At 37.7% G+C, this 15,501-nt stretch carries 17 protein-coding genes and 1 pseudogene; 1 reads left to right on the top strand and 17 read right to left on the bottom strand.

The window, feature by feature from the left end; translation table 11 throughout:
* Positions 1 to 117 precede the first annotated feature (117 nt).
* From QM859_RS01255 to QM859_RS01215, 9 genes are all read right to left on the bottom strand, one after another.
* Positions 118 to 531, bottom strand: coding sequence for a type II toxin-antitoxin system death-on-curing family toxin (locus QM859_RS01255; RefSeq protein ID WP_414261828.1), 414 nt, complete (start codon positions 529 to 531; stop codon positions 118 to 120).
* The gene (locus QM859_RS01250; RefSeq protein ID WP_414261827.1) at positions 528 to 764 is read right to left on the bottom strand and encodes an AbrB/MazE/SpoVT family DNA-binding domain-containing protein; all 237 of its coding nucleotides are present in this window, start codon (positions 762 to 764) and stop codon (positions 528 to 530) included. The genes QM859_RS01255 and QM859_RS01250 overlap by 4 nt, the downstream gene beginning before the upstream one ends.
* Before the next feature lie 323 nt (positions 765 to 1,087).
* Positions 1,088 to 1,963, bottom strand: a complete 876-nt coding sequence (aguB, locus tag QM859_RS01245) for an N-carbamoylputrescine amidase (protein ID WP_414261826.1) — start codon at positions 1,961 to 1,963, stop codon at positions 1,088 to 1,090.
* Positions 1,964 to 1,972: 9 nt separating this feature from the next.
* Positions 1,973 to 3,058 (bottom strand): agmatine deiminase, encoded by a 1,086-nt coding sequence (aguA, locus tag QM859_RS01240; protein ID WP_414261824.1) that lies wholly within the window; start codon positions 3,056 to 3,058, stop codon positions 1,973 to 1,975.
* Positions 3,055 to 4,182 (bottom strand): carboxynorspermidine decarboxylase, encoded by a 1,128-nt coding sequence (gene nspC, locus QM859_RS01235; protein ID WP_414261823.1) that lies wholly within the window; start codon positions 4,180 to 4,182, stop codon positions 3,055 to 3,057. The genes aguA and nspC overlap by 4 nt, the downstream gene beginning before the upstream one ends.
* Positions 4,182 to 5,441: a saccharopine dehydrogenase family protein gene (locus QM859_RS01230; protein WP_414261821.1), complete on the bottom strand. Its 1,260-nt coding sequence runs from the start codon at positions 5,439 to 5,441 to the stop codon at positions 4,182 to 4,184. Before QM859_RS01230 ends, nspC begins: the two co-directional genes overlap by 1 nt.
* Positions 5,438 to 6,298, bottom strand: a complete 861-nt coding sequence (gene speE / locus QM859_RS01225) for a polyamine aminopropyltransferase (protein WP_414261820.1) — start codon at positions 6,296 to 6,298, stop codon at positions 5,438 to 5,440. The genes QM859_RS01230 and speE overlap by 4 nt, the downstream gene beginning before the upstream one ends.
* Positions 6,299 to 7,753, bottom strand: a complete 1,455-nt coding sequence (locus tag QM859_RS01220) for an aminotransferase class I/II-fold pyridoxal phosphate-dependent enzyme (RefSeq protein ID WP_414261819.1) — start codon at positions 7,751 to 7,753, stop codon at positions 6,299 to 6,301.
* Positions 7,754 to 8,347: 594 nt separating this feature from the next.
* Positions 8,348 to 9,364 (bottom strand): hypothetical protein, encoded by a 1,017-nt coding sequence (locus QM859_RS01215; protein ID WP_414261818.1) that lies wholly within the window; start codon positions 9,362 to 9,364, stop codon positions 8,348 to 8,350.
* A 251-nt stretch (positions 9,365 to 9,615) separates the two neighbouring features.
* Here QM859_RS01215 and QM859_RS01210 point away from each other — a divergent pair, with 251 nt between their 5' ends.
* Entirely contained in the window at positions 9,616 to 10,635 is a 1,020-nt protein-coding gene (locus QM859_RS01210) for a hypothetical protein (RefSeq protein ID WP_414261817.1), read from the top strand.
* Positions 10,636 to 10,687: 52 nt separating this feature from the next.
* Here QM859_RS01210 and QM859_RS01205 read toward each other — a convergent pair whose 3' ends face one another.
* From QM859_RS01205 to QM859_RS01175, 8 genes and pseudogenes are all read right to left on the bottom strand, one after another.
* Positions 10,688 to 10,999: a hypothetical protein gene (locus QM859_RS01205; RefSeq protein ID WP_414261816.1), complete on the bottom strand. Its 312-nt coding sequence runs from the start codon at positions 10,997 to 10,999 to the stop codon at positions 10,688 to 10,690.
* A gap of 4 nt (positions 11,000 to 11,003) precedes the next feature.
* Positions 11,004 to 11,186, bottom strand: coding sequence for a hypothetical protein (locus tag QM859_RS01200; protein ID WP_414261815.1), 183 nt, complete (start codon positions 11,184 to 11,186; stop codon positions 11,004 to 11,006).
* A gap of 14 nt (positions 11,187 to 11,200) precedes the next feature.
* Complete coding sequence (locus QM859_RS01195; protein ID WP_414261814.1) at positions 11,201 to 12,079, bottom strand: DUF4300 family protein; 879 nt, start codon at positions 12,077 to 12,079, stop codon at positions 11,201 to 11,203.
* A 45-nt stretch (positions 12,080 to 12,124) separates the two neighbouring features.
* Complete coding sequence (locus QM859_RS01190; protein ID WP_414261813.1) at positions 12,125 to 13,006, bottom strand: diacylglycerol/lipid kinase family protein; 882 nt, start codon at positions 13,004 to 13,006, stop codon at positions 12,125 to 12,127.
* A 199-nt stretch (positions 13,007 to 13,205) separates the two neighbouring features.
* Positions 13,206 to 14,177, bottom strand: a complete 972-nt coding sequence (locus tag QM859_RS01185; RefSeq protein WP_414261812.1) for a DUF6892 domain-containing protein — start codon at positions 14,175 to 14,177, stop codon at positions 13,206 to 13,208.
* A 308-nt stretch (positions 14,178 to 14,485) separates the two neighbouring features.
* Positions 14,486 to 14,599 (bottom strand): annotated as a pseudogene (locus QM859_RS09040) (ADP-ribosylglycohydrolase family protein); the annotation flags it as partial.
* 40 nt (positions 14,600 to 14,639) lie between these two features.
* Positions 14,640 to 15,257, bottom strand: coding sequence for an SAP domain-containing protein (locus QM859_RS01180; RefSeq protein ID WP_414261811.1), 618 nt, complete (start codon positions 15,255 to 15,257; stop codon positions 14,640 to 14,642).
* 104 nt (positions 15,258 to 15,361) lie between these two features.
* A complete protein-coding gene (locus QM859_RS01175) occupies positions 15,362 to 15,490 on the bottom strand; it encodes an ADP-ribosylglycohydrolase (RefSeq protein ID WP_414261810.1) in 129 nt (42 codons plus the stop codon).
* Positions 15,491 to 15,501 lie beyond the last annotated feature (11 nt).

Genomic DNA, 15,501 nt, shown 5'->3' with positions numbered 1-15,501 from the left:
TTTCTTGTTTAGTAAGGTTGAATGTTTGACATATTCAAAATATTAGATTTCTGCATTACAGAATTCTAATACTATCTATTTATCTATTTTTTTCTTATAGGATTTAAACATCCAAGCTTAATTGTTGCCATTAACTCTAAATGAATGTTCAGAAATCCATTTGGTGTAGCTAGATAATCTTTCATCTGTTAAGGATTCTACTGCAATAGTTACACACATATCGACCGCTTCCTCAACTGTTACAGAAAAAAGATAGCCATTCAACTGTAGAAATTTCACCAATACGAAGAAAGCAGTTCGTTTATTAGCGTTTGCAAAAACATGCTTCTTGATCAATTGGACAAATAGTATCGTTGCCTTATCAAAAATTGTTGGATAAAGAGGTATGCCAAAGACGAATTGTTCTGGTAAATTGACAATCATATTTAAGGCAGAAGGACTAACTGTTTGAATTTTTTCATTAGGTGAATACCGTTGAATTGCTAAAGAATTGATTTTCTCGATTTGCCTTTCTGTCAGATAGACTGTCATTTTTCCACCAAAGCTTTGAAAACATCATCATATTCATCAAAAATTTTGTCCAAATTTAAGTCAAAGGCTTCATCAGATACATAAGAAATCTGATGTCCAGACTCTTCGGGAGTAAAGATAATTTCACCACTTGGTAACAATTTTGCTTCGTATTTAACACCACTTGGAATATTGAATTCACTTGGAATGGTAATGGTGATTGAATTTCCTTGTTTTCTTGTTTTTACTACCATCTGATTTCCTCCTTTGAAGTATTATAACAAATAATTACCGTAATTACAATGATAGAATATCATTTAAAATAATTCAGCTTGAGAAATTTCTGCTAAGAACTCATCCAAATAAACCGAATATGTATTTAGATCAGGCGCTTTGTGGTCGTTCATTGCTTGACCATATCTACCGTCATAACGACTTAATTATTAAAGGAAAAATTCATTGAGAGCTTCCCAGTCTTTCTTCTCCTCAGTAATGCTATGTTCATTTTATCAGATTTCTAATACTTTATCAAAAATTAATATAGTATATAAAGAAAAAGCCTCTTGGAGGCTTTTTCTCATCTGACAATATCTTTATACATATCTGGTCTTCTGTCTCTAAACAAGCCCCAATTTAGGCGCTCGCTTGCTCCTTTGTCAAGGTCATAAGTGGTTAAGAGGATTGCTTCATCTTGTCGTTCAGCTTGACTTAAAATAGCTCCTGTTTCATCGGTCATAAAGGATGAACCGTAGAAATTAAGACTGGAACTTTGTCCTCCATTTTCCTCGCAAGGAGTGACTTCTTCCAAACCATAACGATTAGCAGCAATAACTGGCACAATATTTGCTGCTGCATGTCCCTGCATGGTACGTTGCCAATGACCACAACTATCTGTATCCAAAATCGGCTCCGAACCAATGGCTGTTGGATAAAAGAGTAATTCTGCACCATTTAGTGCAAGGCAACGGGCTGTTTCTGGGAACCATTGGTCCCAACAGATGCCAATACCAATCTTAGCATAGCGAGTGTCCCAGACCTTGAAACCAGTATTTCCAGGAGTAAAGAAGAATTTCTCCTGATAATAATGGTCATCTGGTATATGAGTTTTACGATAAACTCCTAGTACTTCTCCATCTGCATCAATGACAGCAATAGAATTGTACAAGACATTACCATCTTTTTCATAGAAACTGATCGGTAAAACGACCTTTAGCTCCTTGGCAATCACTTTGAAATGCTGAATAGCCGTATTTTCTGATACCGACTGGGCATACTGGTAATAGTCATACTGACGCTCCTGACAGAAATAGGGACGTTCAAATAATTCTGGTAAAAGAATGATCTGGGCTCCTTGCTCAGCAGCTTGACGGACTAAACGTTCAGCTGTTTGGATATTGGTTTCCACATCCTTAGCGCATTGCATCTGAATAGCTGCAACCGTTACATTTCTCATCTTTTTCTCCTATTCTGGAATTTGTTGGGTAATACAGTGGATATTTCCACCACCTAATAGAATATCTCTTGCAGGAATTCCGACAACTTCACGGTCTGGGAAACACTGAGTCAGAATATCCAAGGCTACTTGGTCGTTAGCATCCTGAAATTGCGGTACTAAGACAGATTTATTGGCGACATAAAAATTCACATAGGAAGCTGCTAGTCTTTCACCTGCATAACGCTCCTCTTCGCCTTCTTCATAAGTATAGCCCGGCAAATCCTCCTCTGTAACTACTTGATGAATAGCTGGGATTGGAAGTTTATGGATGGTGAAACTCCGGCCTTTTGCATCGGTTTCCTTCTCTAAAAGAGCTAGATCTGCTGCAGACATGGCATACTGAGGATCATCTTGGTCGTCCGTCCAAGCTAAAACAAGCTCTGCAGGACCAACAAAGGCAGCAACATTGTCGACGTGTTCATTTGTCTCGTCTTGATAAATACCGTAAGGCAACCAGATAACTTTTTCAGCACCAAGACTCTCTAGTAAGGTCTCTTCAATCTCCTCTTTAGTCAGGTGAGGATTACGACCAGGACTGAGCAAACAGCTTTCTGTGACAAGAATGGTTCCTTGACCGTCACTATGAATAGCTCCGCCTTCCAGTACAAATGGTTTGGCATCATAAACAGGTATATCTAAGACTTCTGCAAAACGACTGGCTACTTGGTCATCTGCTTCATAGTCTTGGTAGAGACCATCAACAGCACCACCCCAGGCATTGAAAGACCAATCTACCGCCAACTTTTCCCTTTGATCATTGAGGAGAATAGTTGGACCAGTATCACGTGCCCAGGCATCATTTGTCTGAATATCTAGATAAACAACATTGTCTCCAAGATAGGATTGTGCTTCAGATAGATAGTCCTGGTCTACTAAAAGGTAGACTGTTTCCCCCTGAGCAATCGTTTTGATAATCTGGGTAAAAGCTTTTTTTGCAGCTTTTCCTTGAAAAGTCCAAGAGCCTGGTCGAGTAGGCCATATCATGAGAGTCCCATGATGGGGTTCATACTCTGCAGGCATACGATAACCTAATTTCTTTGGGCTGTCCATCATGATAATCTCTCCTTAAAGTCTTGGTAGCCAAATGCTTTGACTAGACTGCACTCGCCCTTTTTATCCATGAGATACAAACTTGGAAGCCCGATACCGTTAAAGGTATTATTCTTAACAAAAGAGTAGATTGCCATGTCTTCAAAATATAGTCTATCTCCAATCTCAACTGGATTCTCAAAGCTATAGTCACCAATAATATCCCCTGTTAGGCAGGTATTGGAAGAGAGTCTATAAGTATAAGGTTTTTCTTGCGCTTCAAATCCATCTCTCAATGGTGGGCGATAAGGCATCTCAAGTACATCTGGCATATGACAACTTGCTGAAGCATCTAACACCAAGGTCTCAATCCCGTTTTCAACAATATCCAAGACTTCTGTCGCTAGATAGCCCGCATTAAGGGCAATAGCTTCTCCAGGTTCAATGTAGACGTCCACGTTATAAGTTTCTCGAATGCGTTTAATCTCAGAAATCAGTAAGTCCACATCATAGTCAACTCTTGTAATATGATGACCACCACCCATGTTAAGCCATTTAACTTGATGCAAATAGGCACCAAACTGGTCTTCTACTGCTTTCAAAGTTGTTTGCAAATCATCTGCCCCTTGCTCACAGAGGGTATGAAAATGAAGTCCGTCAACCAATTCCAATAAATCACTTGGGATCTTGTCTGATATCACTCCAAAACGAGAGCCAGGAGCGCAAGGGTCATAAAGCGCGTGGTCACCTTGTGTTGAACATTGTGGATTAATGCGCAAACCGACACTGATACCAGCCTCACGACAAAGTTGACCATATTTTCGTAGTTGTCTCTCTGAGTTAAAAACAATATGATCAGATATTTGCAGTAGCTCTTCCATATCTGATTCCTTGAAAGCAGGCGCAAATACATGAACTTCTCCTGGGAACTCTTCTCTAGCTAGCTTAGCTTCATAGAGTCCACTAGCTGTCGTACCTGACAGATACTGACTAATCAAAGGATAGGTTTTATAGAGAGAATAAGCCTTTTGAGCTAGCAAAACCTTACAACCAGCTCTTTCCTCAACCTCTTGTAGAATGCTACAATTTTCTTCTAGTTTTGCTAAATCAATGATATAAGAAGGCGTTGGTACTTGTTCTAACTTCATTAGTCCACCATTTGTGGATTTTCAACCACAACCCATGGCAAACCGTATTGATTCAAAGCTTCCATGAATGGATCTGGATCCAACTCTTCAAGGTTATAAACTCCTGGTTGTTTCCAAGTGCCATCCATGACTAATTTTGTCCCAATCATAGCTGGAACACCTGTTGTGTAAGAAATTGCTTGTGAACCAACCTCAGCGTAGCATTCCTGATGGTCGCAGACATTGTAGATGTAAATAGTCTTTTCAACGCCATCTTTGACACCTGTAAAGATACAGCCGATATTGGTTTTACCAACGGTGCGTGGGCCAAGGCTTGCAGGATCTGGAAGCAAGGCTTTCAAGAATTGGATTGGAACGATTTCTTGGCCATTGAAGTTAATAGGATCTGTACGAAGGAGGCCAACGTTTTCCAAGCATTTCATGTGAGTTAGATAAGATTGACCAAAAGTCATGAAGAAACGAATGCGTTTGACTCCTGGAATGTTTTTGGCCAATGATTCAATTTCTTCATGGTGGAGGAGATACATGTCTTTTTTGCCAACTTGAGGAAAATCATACTCACGCTTGATAGACATAGCTTCGACTTCTACCCATTTTCCATCTTCCCAGTAAGAACCTGGTGCAGAAACTTCACGTAGATTGATTTCTGGGTTGAAGTTTGTCGCAAAAGGATAACCGTGGTCACCACCATTACAGTCTAAAATATCGATATAGTGGATTTCGTCAAAGTAATGTTTGAGTGCATAAGCTGAAAAAACGCTGGTTACACCTGGGTCAAAACCAGAACCAAGAAGAGCTGTCAATCCTGCTTCCTTGAATTTTTCTTGATAAGCCCATTGCCATGAGTAGTCAAAGTAGGCTGTAAAACCAAGTTCCTTACAACGTTTCTCATAAATAGCACGCCATTCAGGATCTTCTGTGTCCTCAGCCTCATAGTTAGCAGTGTCGATATAGTGCACACCTGTTGCCAAACAAGCATCCATAATAGTCAAGTCTTGATAAGGCAAAGCTACGTTCAAAACAGCTTCTGGTTTGTAGCTTTCGATCAAGGCAATCACTTCTTCTACCTTGTCAGCATCAAGAGCAGCTGTCTCAATCTTAGTATTTGTTTTGCCTTCTAATTTAGCCTTCAAGTCATCACATTTTGACTTGGTACGGCTAGCAATCATAATTTCTTTAAACGTTTCGCTATCTTGGCAAATCTTTGAAATAGCAACTTGGGCAACTCCCCCACATCCAATAACTAATAAACGACTCATTTTTTTCCTTCCTCTTCTTCTAAAATGTCTTCTACATACTTAGGCAACATAAAGGCACCAATATGCAAGTTTGCAGTGTAATATTCTGTAAATAACTGGCGTTTTTTCCAGCCTCCCTTATCAAAATCTTTGACAGGGTGATATTTTTTCGATGCAAATCCAAACAACCAATAGCCAGCTGGGCTAGTTGGAATATGGGCCTGATAGACCCGACTGATTGGAAAGGCTTGATTGACCTTGCGGTGCATGCTTCGGCAAGCTGACTCATCTTCGTCAAAGAAGGGACTACCATGCTGGTAAATCATGATTCCGTCCTCTTTGAGAGCACGGTAACTATTGCCGTAAAATTCCTTGGTAAAGAGCCCTTCCGTATGGCCAAATGGATCTGTCGCATCGTTAATGATAATGTCGTAATCATCTTCACAATTTCTCAAAAATCTAAGCCCATTTTGGTAGTAAATGGTGACGCGAGGATCATCAAGTCCTGCAGCAAAGTCTGGAAAATATTCTCGACAAACCTCAACCAGCATCTCATCTGGTTCTACAATATCGATTTGTTCCAATTCTGGATAGAGTGTTAATACTTGGGCAACACCACCGTCACCACCCCCAATAACCAAGACTTTCTTTGGATTGGGATGGACAGCCATAGGAACGTGAACTGTCATTTCGTTGTAGACAAAGTCATCTGCATCTGAAAACAAGACATGCCCATTTAAAATCAAAATCTTCCCAAAAGCTGGAGTATCTAATACTTCAATATCCTGCCACTCACTTTTTCCAGCATAGAGTTGTTTAGCAGTTCTAAGCGACAATTTCACATCTGGAGTATGAACTTCAGAAAACCATAAATCCATCTAGTTCTCCTTTCTTTCAATAACATTGATGTGGTTGACCTCTGGATCTTCCGTTCCTTGGAGGGAACAACCACGTTCCTTTGCAAATTTGATATAATCGACAATTTCTCGTGTAATCCGTTCACCTGGCGCTAGGATTGGAATTCCTGGAGGATAACACATGACAAATTCCCCACATACCTGGCCAATGGACTCGTCTAATGTTAAGCTTCTTCTATCTGCATAGAAGGCTTCCTGAGGAGATAGCACCAACTCAGGCTGGATATATTCGCCAGCAATCAAGTCCTTTCCATCTCGCGAGTAGAGTCTCTTGATATCAGCCAAAGCACCTACCAAGCGTTCAATGTCTTGAATGCGGTCACCAATTGAAATGTAGGCCAAGATATTGCCGATATCACCAAACTCAATTTGAATGTCATATTCATCCCGTAAGAGATCATAAACTTCAATCCCTGTTAGACCAATACCCTGAGTGTAAACTGACAGCTTGGTTACATCAAAATCACAAACCGATACACCATCTACTAGCTCTTTTGAGTAGGCATAGTAGCCACCGATGGCATTGATTTCACGACGAGCGTACTCAGATAGCTCAATGACCTTCTCAAATGACTCTTTACCACGAAGGGCCAAATTGCGGCGTGAAATATCCAAACTAGACATTAACAAATAGGATGCTGATGTTGATTGGGTCAGGTTAATGATTTGACGCACGTACTCAGGATTCATCTGATCGCCAACTAAAAGAAGCGAACTTTGAGTCAAGCTGCCACCAGACTTATGCATAGATACGGCTGACATATCTGCTCCTGCATCCATAGCAGATAGAGGAAGTTTATCTGTAAAGTGGAGATGAGCACCGTGTGCCTCGTCTACTAAGACTTTCATTCCTGCAGCGTGGGCCATCTCTGTTAGCCCCTTTAAGTCTGAACAAATCCCATAGTAGGTAGGATTGTTGATTAAGATAGCCTTGGCATCCGGATGGTTCTTAATAGCTTGTGCCACACGATCATTTTCAAGCCCCAAAGCAATACCGATTTTGGGATCCACACTCATCTCGATATAGATGGGAATAGCTCCACATAAAACGAGTGCATTGATGGCTGATTTATGGACATTTCGTGGTAGGATGATTTTATCACCTGCTTTACAGGTGGAAAGAATCATGGTTTGCACGGATGAGGTTGTCCCGCCAATCATTAAAAAGGCATGGGCAGCTCCAAAAGCCTCTGCTGCTAGCTCTTCTGCATCTCTGATAATCGAAATAGGATGCCCAAGATTGTCCAAGGGCTTCATAGAATTGACATCAATACCAACGCATTTTTCCCCTAAAAGTTCAACTAACTCTGGATTCCCACGGCCACGCTTATGACCTGGTACATCGAAAGGTACAATTCTTTTTTTTCGTAACTTGACCAGTCCCTCATAAATAGGAGCTTGGTTTTGATTTAACATTATAGAGACATACTCCTTTATCATAGTTTTTTTCACCTTGTGTAAGGCTCTAAAGGATACTTATGAAAAAAGAGCAGGTTGGCACCTGCTCTACAATCTACTGACGTGTTTATGTTTGTTTCTTTTGAGTATGTCTGTTCCTGATGTTTCCTAACTCTCTAGTAGCAAATATTACGTACTTTATTGATCGTTTCACAAGATGACGTGTGCTTTCACCACACTAACAAATGTATACGAATTAGAACTAATGTCCTAACATCAACTTATAAAAGTAGGCTTTTAACCCTATCAATAATGCGGCTTTTCAACCACGCTTCGGCATTCAACCCTGCCTGTCCGTAAGCATTTTTTACTCGGGTTTATATTTGCTAGAAAACATCATCTCATTTTCTAAGCTTTATTACTATACCATGATTTCAGAGACTTGTAAAGTATTTTTAGAACTTTTTAAAATAATTTAATATTTAAGTTCGTGTAATTTATTCAACCAAGAAATAGAAATCGTTTTAAATTTAAATCAAAAACAAAAAAAGGAACTAAACAAATTAATTCCTTTAGATAAGCATAAGTAAATACAACTATTCAAAATTATATCTACTCATCACGCGCTACTTTGGCAGCTAGTTCAAAATCAGTCATCAAATAATTTTCATCTAGACGGATAAGACTATAATACTCATTCCAAAATAGAGAGTCACTGTTACTTGACCACTGTAATCCATACCACAATTGAGTGACATCACTTGTATTTGATGGGGGGATTGACCATAGATGCTTTTTGAAAGTTTCTTTAACAAGAGGAAGGTCCAGTCGACTAGTCAAGTCGAGTTCATCTAACTTGAAAGCGATAGAATGTTTCTTTGCTTCTTCAATACTGTCCTTATTAAATCGAATTTGAATAACCTTAGAATCTTCTAGAATCACGTCCTTATCTTCTGCCCCGTAAAAGGAAATACTCCCCAGCACTATACCATCTTTTGCTATTAGATATGGAGCGTAAGGGACTGCATTGCTATCAAGTCTAAAGCCTTTTTCGATAGTGACTGTTTTATCTCCAGGGTACTTTTGGAAACTGCCATCTGTCAGAAGTTTTTCGTAGTCACTAGCACCATCGCCCTGTTTTACATAGATATCAAATCCAGCATCCATCAGCTCACTGGCTTTAGTTTCTGCTAAAATGATTTTACTTTCATTAATTTGCAAAATTGGTGCTTGAGGTGGCAAACCAATCGTGAGATTAAACATGACCCCTACTAGAAAGACCATAAAGGTTATAAGGAGGGCAAGCATTGATTTCCCAGTCCTTTTTCTTGCATTAAAAAGGGCCATCAGAGCAGGTAGAAGAATCATTTTGGCTAAAATAGAATTCCCCACACCGCCTCTGTTTAAGGTCTGAAAAGCAAAGATACCTGCGATTGCAATCAGTGTCAGGTAGACCAATATCTCACCTAGACCCAATTTTTCTGTTCGAGTTTGTTGATTTACAGGAGTTTCGTACAATGACTGTCCATTCTCTTTCCTCTTTTTTAGAAAGAGATAAAAACCCAGACCGAGTAGCAGATTAAAGATTGTAAAAACTATTAAAGTACCTATAATCACCGTTCTACCCATGGCTCTCTACTCCTTTATGTTCTCTCTCAAATCTTATCTTTCTCTTTAATGTCCAATTCCCAACTAATAAAACGATTAGTAAGAAAGGACTACCTTCTATCCGTACAATCGGTATAGCATGAATGTCAATGATTCCCATCTTTTTATCTTTAAGGTTTTTGCTGATATTTCTGGCTCTATTTCCCAAGAAAGTGCTATAATGGAGCTAATAAATTGTTCTGTATTCATTGGCGAAAAAAGGGGAAATAGCCATGTTCACGACTGTTATTTTGATTTTTTATGCTCTTTTCTTTCTATCATTATACTTTACTATCTACCTCTATATCAGACTTGTAGTTGCGGTTAAAAAAGGCAAAGACATTCCCAAATGGATTTATAAACTTGGCCATGCTGTTCAAGGAAGAATTCACGTTGACTATGAAGAAATCACTGATGCTAACGCCCTTAAAGAGATTCATTGGTTCTTGCTAATCTATCTAATCGTAAATCTACTCGTATTGACTGGCTTCTACTATCGTGGAAATAGCTTCCCGCAAGCCATTTATGAATGTTTGAAAAAACAATTTTTCATCGTACTTGTTAGTATGGTTTTAAAAAGTATTGGTAAATTTATTGTACTGGCTATAAGAAAAAACTTTCATAACAGTCATGCCTATGCATCAACCAACGCTGTTATCGGGACAGCTTTTTTAACAAGTTATGTGTTTATGTTTTGCATGATGATGAGTGGCCTTCCAGCTCAACCTGTTCCAGTAACCATTCAAGATACCACTATCATTATCGGGGAGACCAAGGCTTCTGAGCTTTTTGACAAAGGCTTTAGCTTCGAAGATAAAAGTCCAGAGAGTTCCATCACCAACCCAAAAACCGACCACTTCTACTATGGTCAGCTTCTCGAAGTAAAGCGAGATAATCAGTCCTACGGCTTTATGAGCCTTACTCCCACAGGTAAAGATACTGATCAGCTCAAAAACTGCGTCATCACCTATTACAGAACACCTAAGGATAAGAATCAACTAGAAGAAATTTCCATCAATCATGTCAAGCTAGCCAATCTCAAGCTTCAAGATTTTCAAACACGAAAATTAAACGATATCTTTAAAGTCAATCCTGCTGATTATAATGTCGCTGAGACTGACGCAAACTACACCCTAACCATTCAAACAGCAGATTACGACCTCTGGAAAAGATACAGGATTGAAGCCAAGTTCAATTCAGATGGTTCCATAGAGAGTTATGGTGTTAGAGCCCAACACAGTATGTGGGAATAGGTTAGTATCATTACAATACGAGCAAGTATAAGATTAAGTAAATGATTAAAAACTACTTAATCTTATGCTTGTTCATTTTTTCTTGGAAAATATTTGTAAGAATTTGTCGCAATTCTTGGGCTTCCTTTTCTGGAAGCTGGCCTTCTTGTTCAGCTATAGCATACAACTCTGGATACTCAAGAGAAATTCTCTTAACAGTACGTGTAATCGCATGTTTTCTAACAAAAAATGGTATACGTTTTATATATTCTTGAGGGATTAAGGCGATAATCTTATCTGCAGTTTCTTTATCACTAAGTTTAGAGAAAGTTAATCCCTTTTTTATCATTTCTTGTTCTTTTTCGGTAAAATCTTGTAATTCCATATTTTTACTCCTTATCTTCACTGACTTCCCAAATCTCAGCTTGGTAGGGTTCTCCATCTTCATCGTATCGATTGATATAACCAATAAATTTTTCATTCTTTTTTGGTTTGTACTGAGTACCCTTGATTGTCGTAGTAGCCCATATACCTATCAAGAATAAAACGACCAGTCCCAGCAAAGTATCCATAATAATCACTTCCTTTAGACTTGAACCCACTTATCATTATCCATAATAAACGGTTTAGCTAGACCTTCACCTGTATAGTTTTCGTATTTTGTATCTAGATATTTGTAACAATCTTCCTTGTTCGCAAATTTAATGGCTTGATAAGGCTCTTCAAAGGTCAACTTTTCAACAAAAAGATAGCCATCCTCGCTTGGTACAAGAATCCCAACATGGCCGATAAAGAGGGATTGCCCATCCAAGTCATCATGGACGACTACAGATAGCATTCTTGCATGTTCATTAAACTTAAATTGAGAAAGGAATTGTTCCATCTTTGCTGCATGAACCTTAACATCTGTCGTCGCTTCAGTCTTGACTCTTGAGAATAAAATATCAAAAGCATACTTGTCTTCTGCAGCAAAGACCTTTCCTTTATCAATAGCATCGTTATCTAGGAATAACAAGGAGTCATCTTTTTCCAACTTAGGAATTTCAATAGAATTTTTCAATAAACAATAACTGTTAATACGACAGTTGGTACCGACAAAATCTCCCTTTTTAGGTGTCCAAAGATTGCTTATCTTTGCAACATCATAGTCTGTTTTGGTAAATGTAGAAAAATCTCCAGTTAAGCCTACTGAACCGACAGTCGTGTTGTAATCATTGACAAGGTTGAAAAATGCATCGACACTATCTTTATTTAAATGCGCAGCCAAGGCTTTTCTGACTTCTTCTTCACTGGGCTTACTGTTCATATTGCTATAAGTAGCTTTCCAGGAAACCTGATTAGACTGCGATTGAGTGACTGAGTTTTCCGAAGTAGCATCGCTTGCCTTTTGTGGTTGACTACAAGCCACTAAGGTCAAAAGAAGCGTTGAGAAAAGACCGATAGACGCTAATCTTTTATATTTCATAGGCGTTCCTTTTTAAAATAAAATTGTTGTTAAGAGTGAAAAACATCATTCTTTCGGTTGAGAATAGATTTCGATATGCTGCCCTAATACCTTGATTTCTACAGGTAGATTATCGGATTTGTCACCATCAACATCCGTTTCTAATTCAGTATCTGAAGAGATTTTGATATGACGAGCTTTTATATACTCGATATTCTCATTCACGACAACATCTCCTTTTAATAAATCAGGGATAACTGACAATTTAGTAAGGATTGAGGCATCTTTTAAAATCAAAATATTAGCATAACCATCTTTGTCCTCATCAAAGATCTTTTTGTCAGCGAAATAATTGGTGAGGAGAACTAAAACATGGCTGGCTGGGCCAATATAATTTCCATTTTCTGTCTCAACTCTAATATTAAATGCTTGATCTGTAACCACAGACTTCATGGTATTAATCGCATAGGCGAGCATGCCAAACTTTGTTTTATCTTCAATTCCAACATTATGGATGGCTTCTGGTAGTGACCCAATACTAAAGATATAACCAAAATAATTTCCATTTGATTTTCCGATATCAATCTTGTTGGTAGAACTAAAATCAAGCTCGTCAATGGCACCGTCAATATCTTGTTTGATTTCTAATAGTTTGGTGATAAGATTTCCAGTTCCTCCTGGAATAATCGCAAGTTTAGGAGTATATTCTTTTTCCGCGATCCCAGAGATTACTTCATTAACAGTACCATCCCCACCAAAAACAAGAACAGCATCATAATGCTCCCGAGACGCTTCTTCTGCAAAGTTTGTTGCATCTTGAGCTTTTTCCGTAATCTTCATTTCCACATGTTCGAAGTGGTCTCTAGCTTTATTTTCCAGTTTAACCTTATAATCCAGGGCTTTTTCGCCACCAGAGGTTGGATTGATGATTACCATAATTTTTTTCATTTATAATTCTCCTTAAAGATATCTCAAAAATTCTAGTAACTGATTATACCATTTGCACTATTTAAACTCCATCTATAAGCTTGGAGGAGCAAATACAATAACTTACTAAAAAGAGCAGATCTAAAATAGCTAATTTCTAAACGTCATCCTTTGACACTCCCTCTTGAGAGAACTTAATAAATCTAGTTAAAAAGGACGTTTATAGTAGTTCTACTTTTATTCCTTGACTCTTAAAAATATCCTTAACGTGTTCATAATTACTAGTCATAATTGTCGCTTTCTTCAGATTTGGAAACTGTTGCAGTTCTTTAAGACTAACTTCATTTAGATCGAAACTATCATCTTCACCGTCCCACTGAGGTATCAAATTCATATAAATCTCGTTACCTCCATCCATATCGATTTCTTGAACTTGTTCAGCATATTTCTTTGGTATGGGAAGATTTATCATATAATCAAGTGCTGGCTGAATAATCTCCATACTTTCTGTGTCGATGTTCAACTCACTGGCTTCCTCTGCAAAATCAAAAATATTAAAAACAGGTTTCAAAACCTCTAAATCATACATTAAAACCTGGATAATGGCTAGTTTAAAAGTTATATTGTCAAAGTGAAGCACTTCTTCATCAGTTGTTTTTAACTTGTAACTTTCCCGTTCACGTCTTATCTCTGGAAAGTAGGAAATAGAAAGTGTGTCTGTGATTGTCTCTGTAATTCCATTAAAATTAGTTCCATAAGGAGTCCATAAAATAAGGTTAAAATCCCCTACTCTATGCCTATCAGAAAAGAAATAAGGAGATTTTCCATCTGATAATACCACAGCTTGACATGGTTGCTTTGGCAATTCTTTCTCTCCAGTCATAGATTTTACAACATCGCCATAGTAGAGGAAAACAGTAGAAATCAAATGTTCCTCATCAATGTAGGTTTTAGATTTTTTTAAATGATTTTTAATTGAGAAAGAATGTTCAAATACAATACCAATATTGTCATAAATGTATTTAATAAACTTATTATCTCTTTTGACAACCTGGTCAGGCTTCCCCAATACAGCTTCAATATCTTTCAAGGACAAAGGAAAAGATAAGCTGGTTCCGTTCATTACCATTGAATTGTCATGAAAATTGATTTCGAGGTTTTTAGGACTTTTCTTTTTAAAAAAACTAAACATTTGATTCTCCTATTTATAATTTGTTTATCTAAATGCATCAAGTCTATTATTCTAACGTTAGAAAATTTACTGTATAAAATAAGGTTTTGCTGTATTTTTTCGTCCGTAGGATTAAAAAAGAAGGAAGCCTTCTGAAAATTAATTACTCTTCACTAATAGACTTACCGCCTCTGCACGTTTGCGGAACTCAAAAGGTTTGGAGAGTTCAAAGCTCCAGTGGAGCTTTGAAGCCTTCTTACCTTAAAATGAAAAGGTGAGAGGATTAGCTACGTTTCACTAACAAACTCACACACTCAGCGGTTCGAACTTACCGTATCATCTGTAAAAAAGCAGTCTTTCCGAAATAAAGGAAAGTCCTTCGTTTTGATATTGTTCCATTCGTAAACTGAACCTACAATATCTCCAATAATTGCTCCTAGCATGGCATGCCTCCTTACAAACTATTGATTTAGACTGACATTTCTACTTGTCATACTCTTTTATTTTATCTGCATATTTAGTTAAAAGATTCTTTGAATAAATTTTTGCATTACTTGAATTTCTAACTTCTTTCCAAAGAATGGAAGCTACTTTTAGTTTATTCGAGTAGTTGCCACTATTTTCGTCTGCACAGAAATCCTTTAAAAATTGATTCCATTGACAAACCGAATGGTCATACTTGGCATAATCTGAATCTCCATAATAGACTTTTAGCATATCTTGGATTGTGAAATTCAAATCATTTTCTTTTTTTACTTTTCTCCAAGCAGTGGCCATATTAGCAGTAAATTTAAAGGGTGAAACACCTGTTAAAGTTGAGAAATATTCTCTAAAGTTTGCATTAAAGGAGAATCCACATTCAAGTAAGGGCGTATCTAAAGTAACGACTTCTACTCGTTTCTTTTTCCTTTTTACTGATGATTTTTTAATCAAATTCCCCTTGAAGTACTGCTCAATAATATCATTGAGTTCCTGTTTTGTACCTCTATATTCAAGTCCTAATGACCTGCATATCTGTGAAAGTTCATCACGATACCAGTAATATTTATTAAATTCATCAAAGGATGAGATTTTTTCAAACATAGGTCTGCTTTCTATCAATATTTCACCTCCTTAAAAACAGTTTAGGTTTTCATCTCAAAATAATGGAGTTTTAGTTTCTTTATTTTGAGGATTAACTACGTTTCACTAACAAACTCACACACTCAGCGGTTCGAACTTACCGTATCATCAGTGAAAAAACAATCCTCACGAAATAAAGGGAAGTCTTTCGTTTTAATGTTGTCCCATTCATAAACAGAACCAACAATATCTCCAACTATTGCTCCTAGCATCAGATTCCTCC

Source organism: Streptococcus infantis, assembly GCF_047463175.1.
Classification (GTDB): Bacteria; Bacillota; Bacilli; order Lactobacillales; family Streptococcaceae; genus Streptococcus; species Streptococcus infantis_AC.
Note: the sequence above shows the minus strand (reverse complement) of the source record. Positions and strands in the feature narration are given on the sequence as shown.

Coding starts and splice junctions, on each gene's coding strand:
- QM859_RS01230 (WP_414261821.1), bottom strand. CDS start 5,441: ATGAGTCGTTTATTAGTTATTGGATGTGGGGGAGTTGCCCAAGTTGCT.
- QM859_RS01185 (WP_414261812.1), bottom strand. CDS start 14,177: ATGTTTAGTTTTTTTAAAAAGAAAAGTCCTAAAAACCTCGAAATCAAT.
- speE (WP_414261820.1), bottom strand. CDS start 6,298: ATGGATTTATGGTTTTCTGAAGTTCATACTCCAGATGTGAAATTGTCG.
- QM859_RS01210 (WP_414261817.1), top strand. CDS start 9,616: ATGTTCACGACTGTTATTTTGATTTTTTATGCTCTTTTCTTTCTATCA.
- QM859_RS01190 (WP_414261813.1), bottom strand. CDS start 13,006: ATGAAAAAAATTATGGTAATCATCAATCCAACCTCTGGTGGCGAAAAA.
- QM859_RS01220 (WP_414261819.1), bottom strand. CDS start 7,753: ATGTTAAATCAAAACCAAGCTCCTATTTATGAGGGACTGGTCAAGTTA.
- QM859_RS01215 (WP_414261818.1), bottom strand. CDS start 9,364: ATGGGTAGAACGGTGATTATAGGTACTTTAATAGTTTTTACAATCTTT.
- QM859_RS01255 (WP_414261828.1), bottom strand. CDS start 531: ATGACAGTCTATCTGACAGAAAGGCAAATCGAGAAAATCAATTCTTTA.
- QM859_RS01205 (WP_414261816.1), bottom strand. CDS start 10,999: ATGGAATTACAAGATTTTACCGAAAAAGAACAAGAAATGATAAAAAAG.
- QM859_RS01175 (WP_414261810.1), bottom strand. CDS start 15,490: ATGCTAGGAGCAATAGTTGGAGATATTGTTGGTTCTGTTTATGAATGG.
- aguA (WP_414261824.1), bottom strand. CDS start 3,058: ATGATGGACAGCCCAAAGAAATTAGGTTATCGTATGCCTGCAGAGTAT.
- QM859_RS01200 (WP_414261815.1), bottom strand. CDS start 11,186: ATGGATACTTTGCTGGGACTGGTCGTTTTATTCTTGATAGGTATATGG.
- nspC (WP_414261823.1), bottom strand. CDS start 4,182: ATGAAGTTAGAACAAGTACCAACGCCTTCTTATATCATTGATTTAGCA.
- QM859_RS01195 (WP_414261814.1), bottom strand. CDS start 12,079: ATGAAATATAAAAGATTAGCGTCTATCGGTCTTTTCTCAACGCTTCTT.
- aguB (WP_414261826.1), bottom strand. CDS start 1,963: ATGAGAAATGTAACGGTTGCAGCTATTCAGATGCAATGCGCTAAGGAT.
- QM859_RS01250 (WP_414261827.1), bottom strand. CDS start 764: ATGGTAGTAAAAACAAGAAAACAAGGAAATTCAATCACCATTACCATT.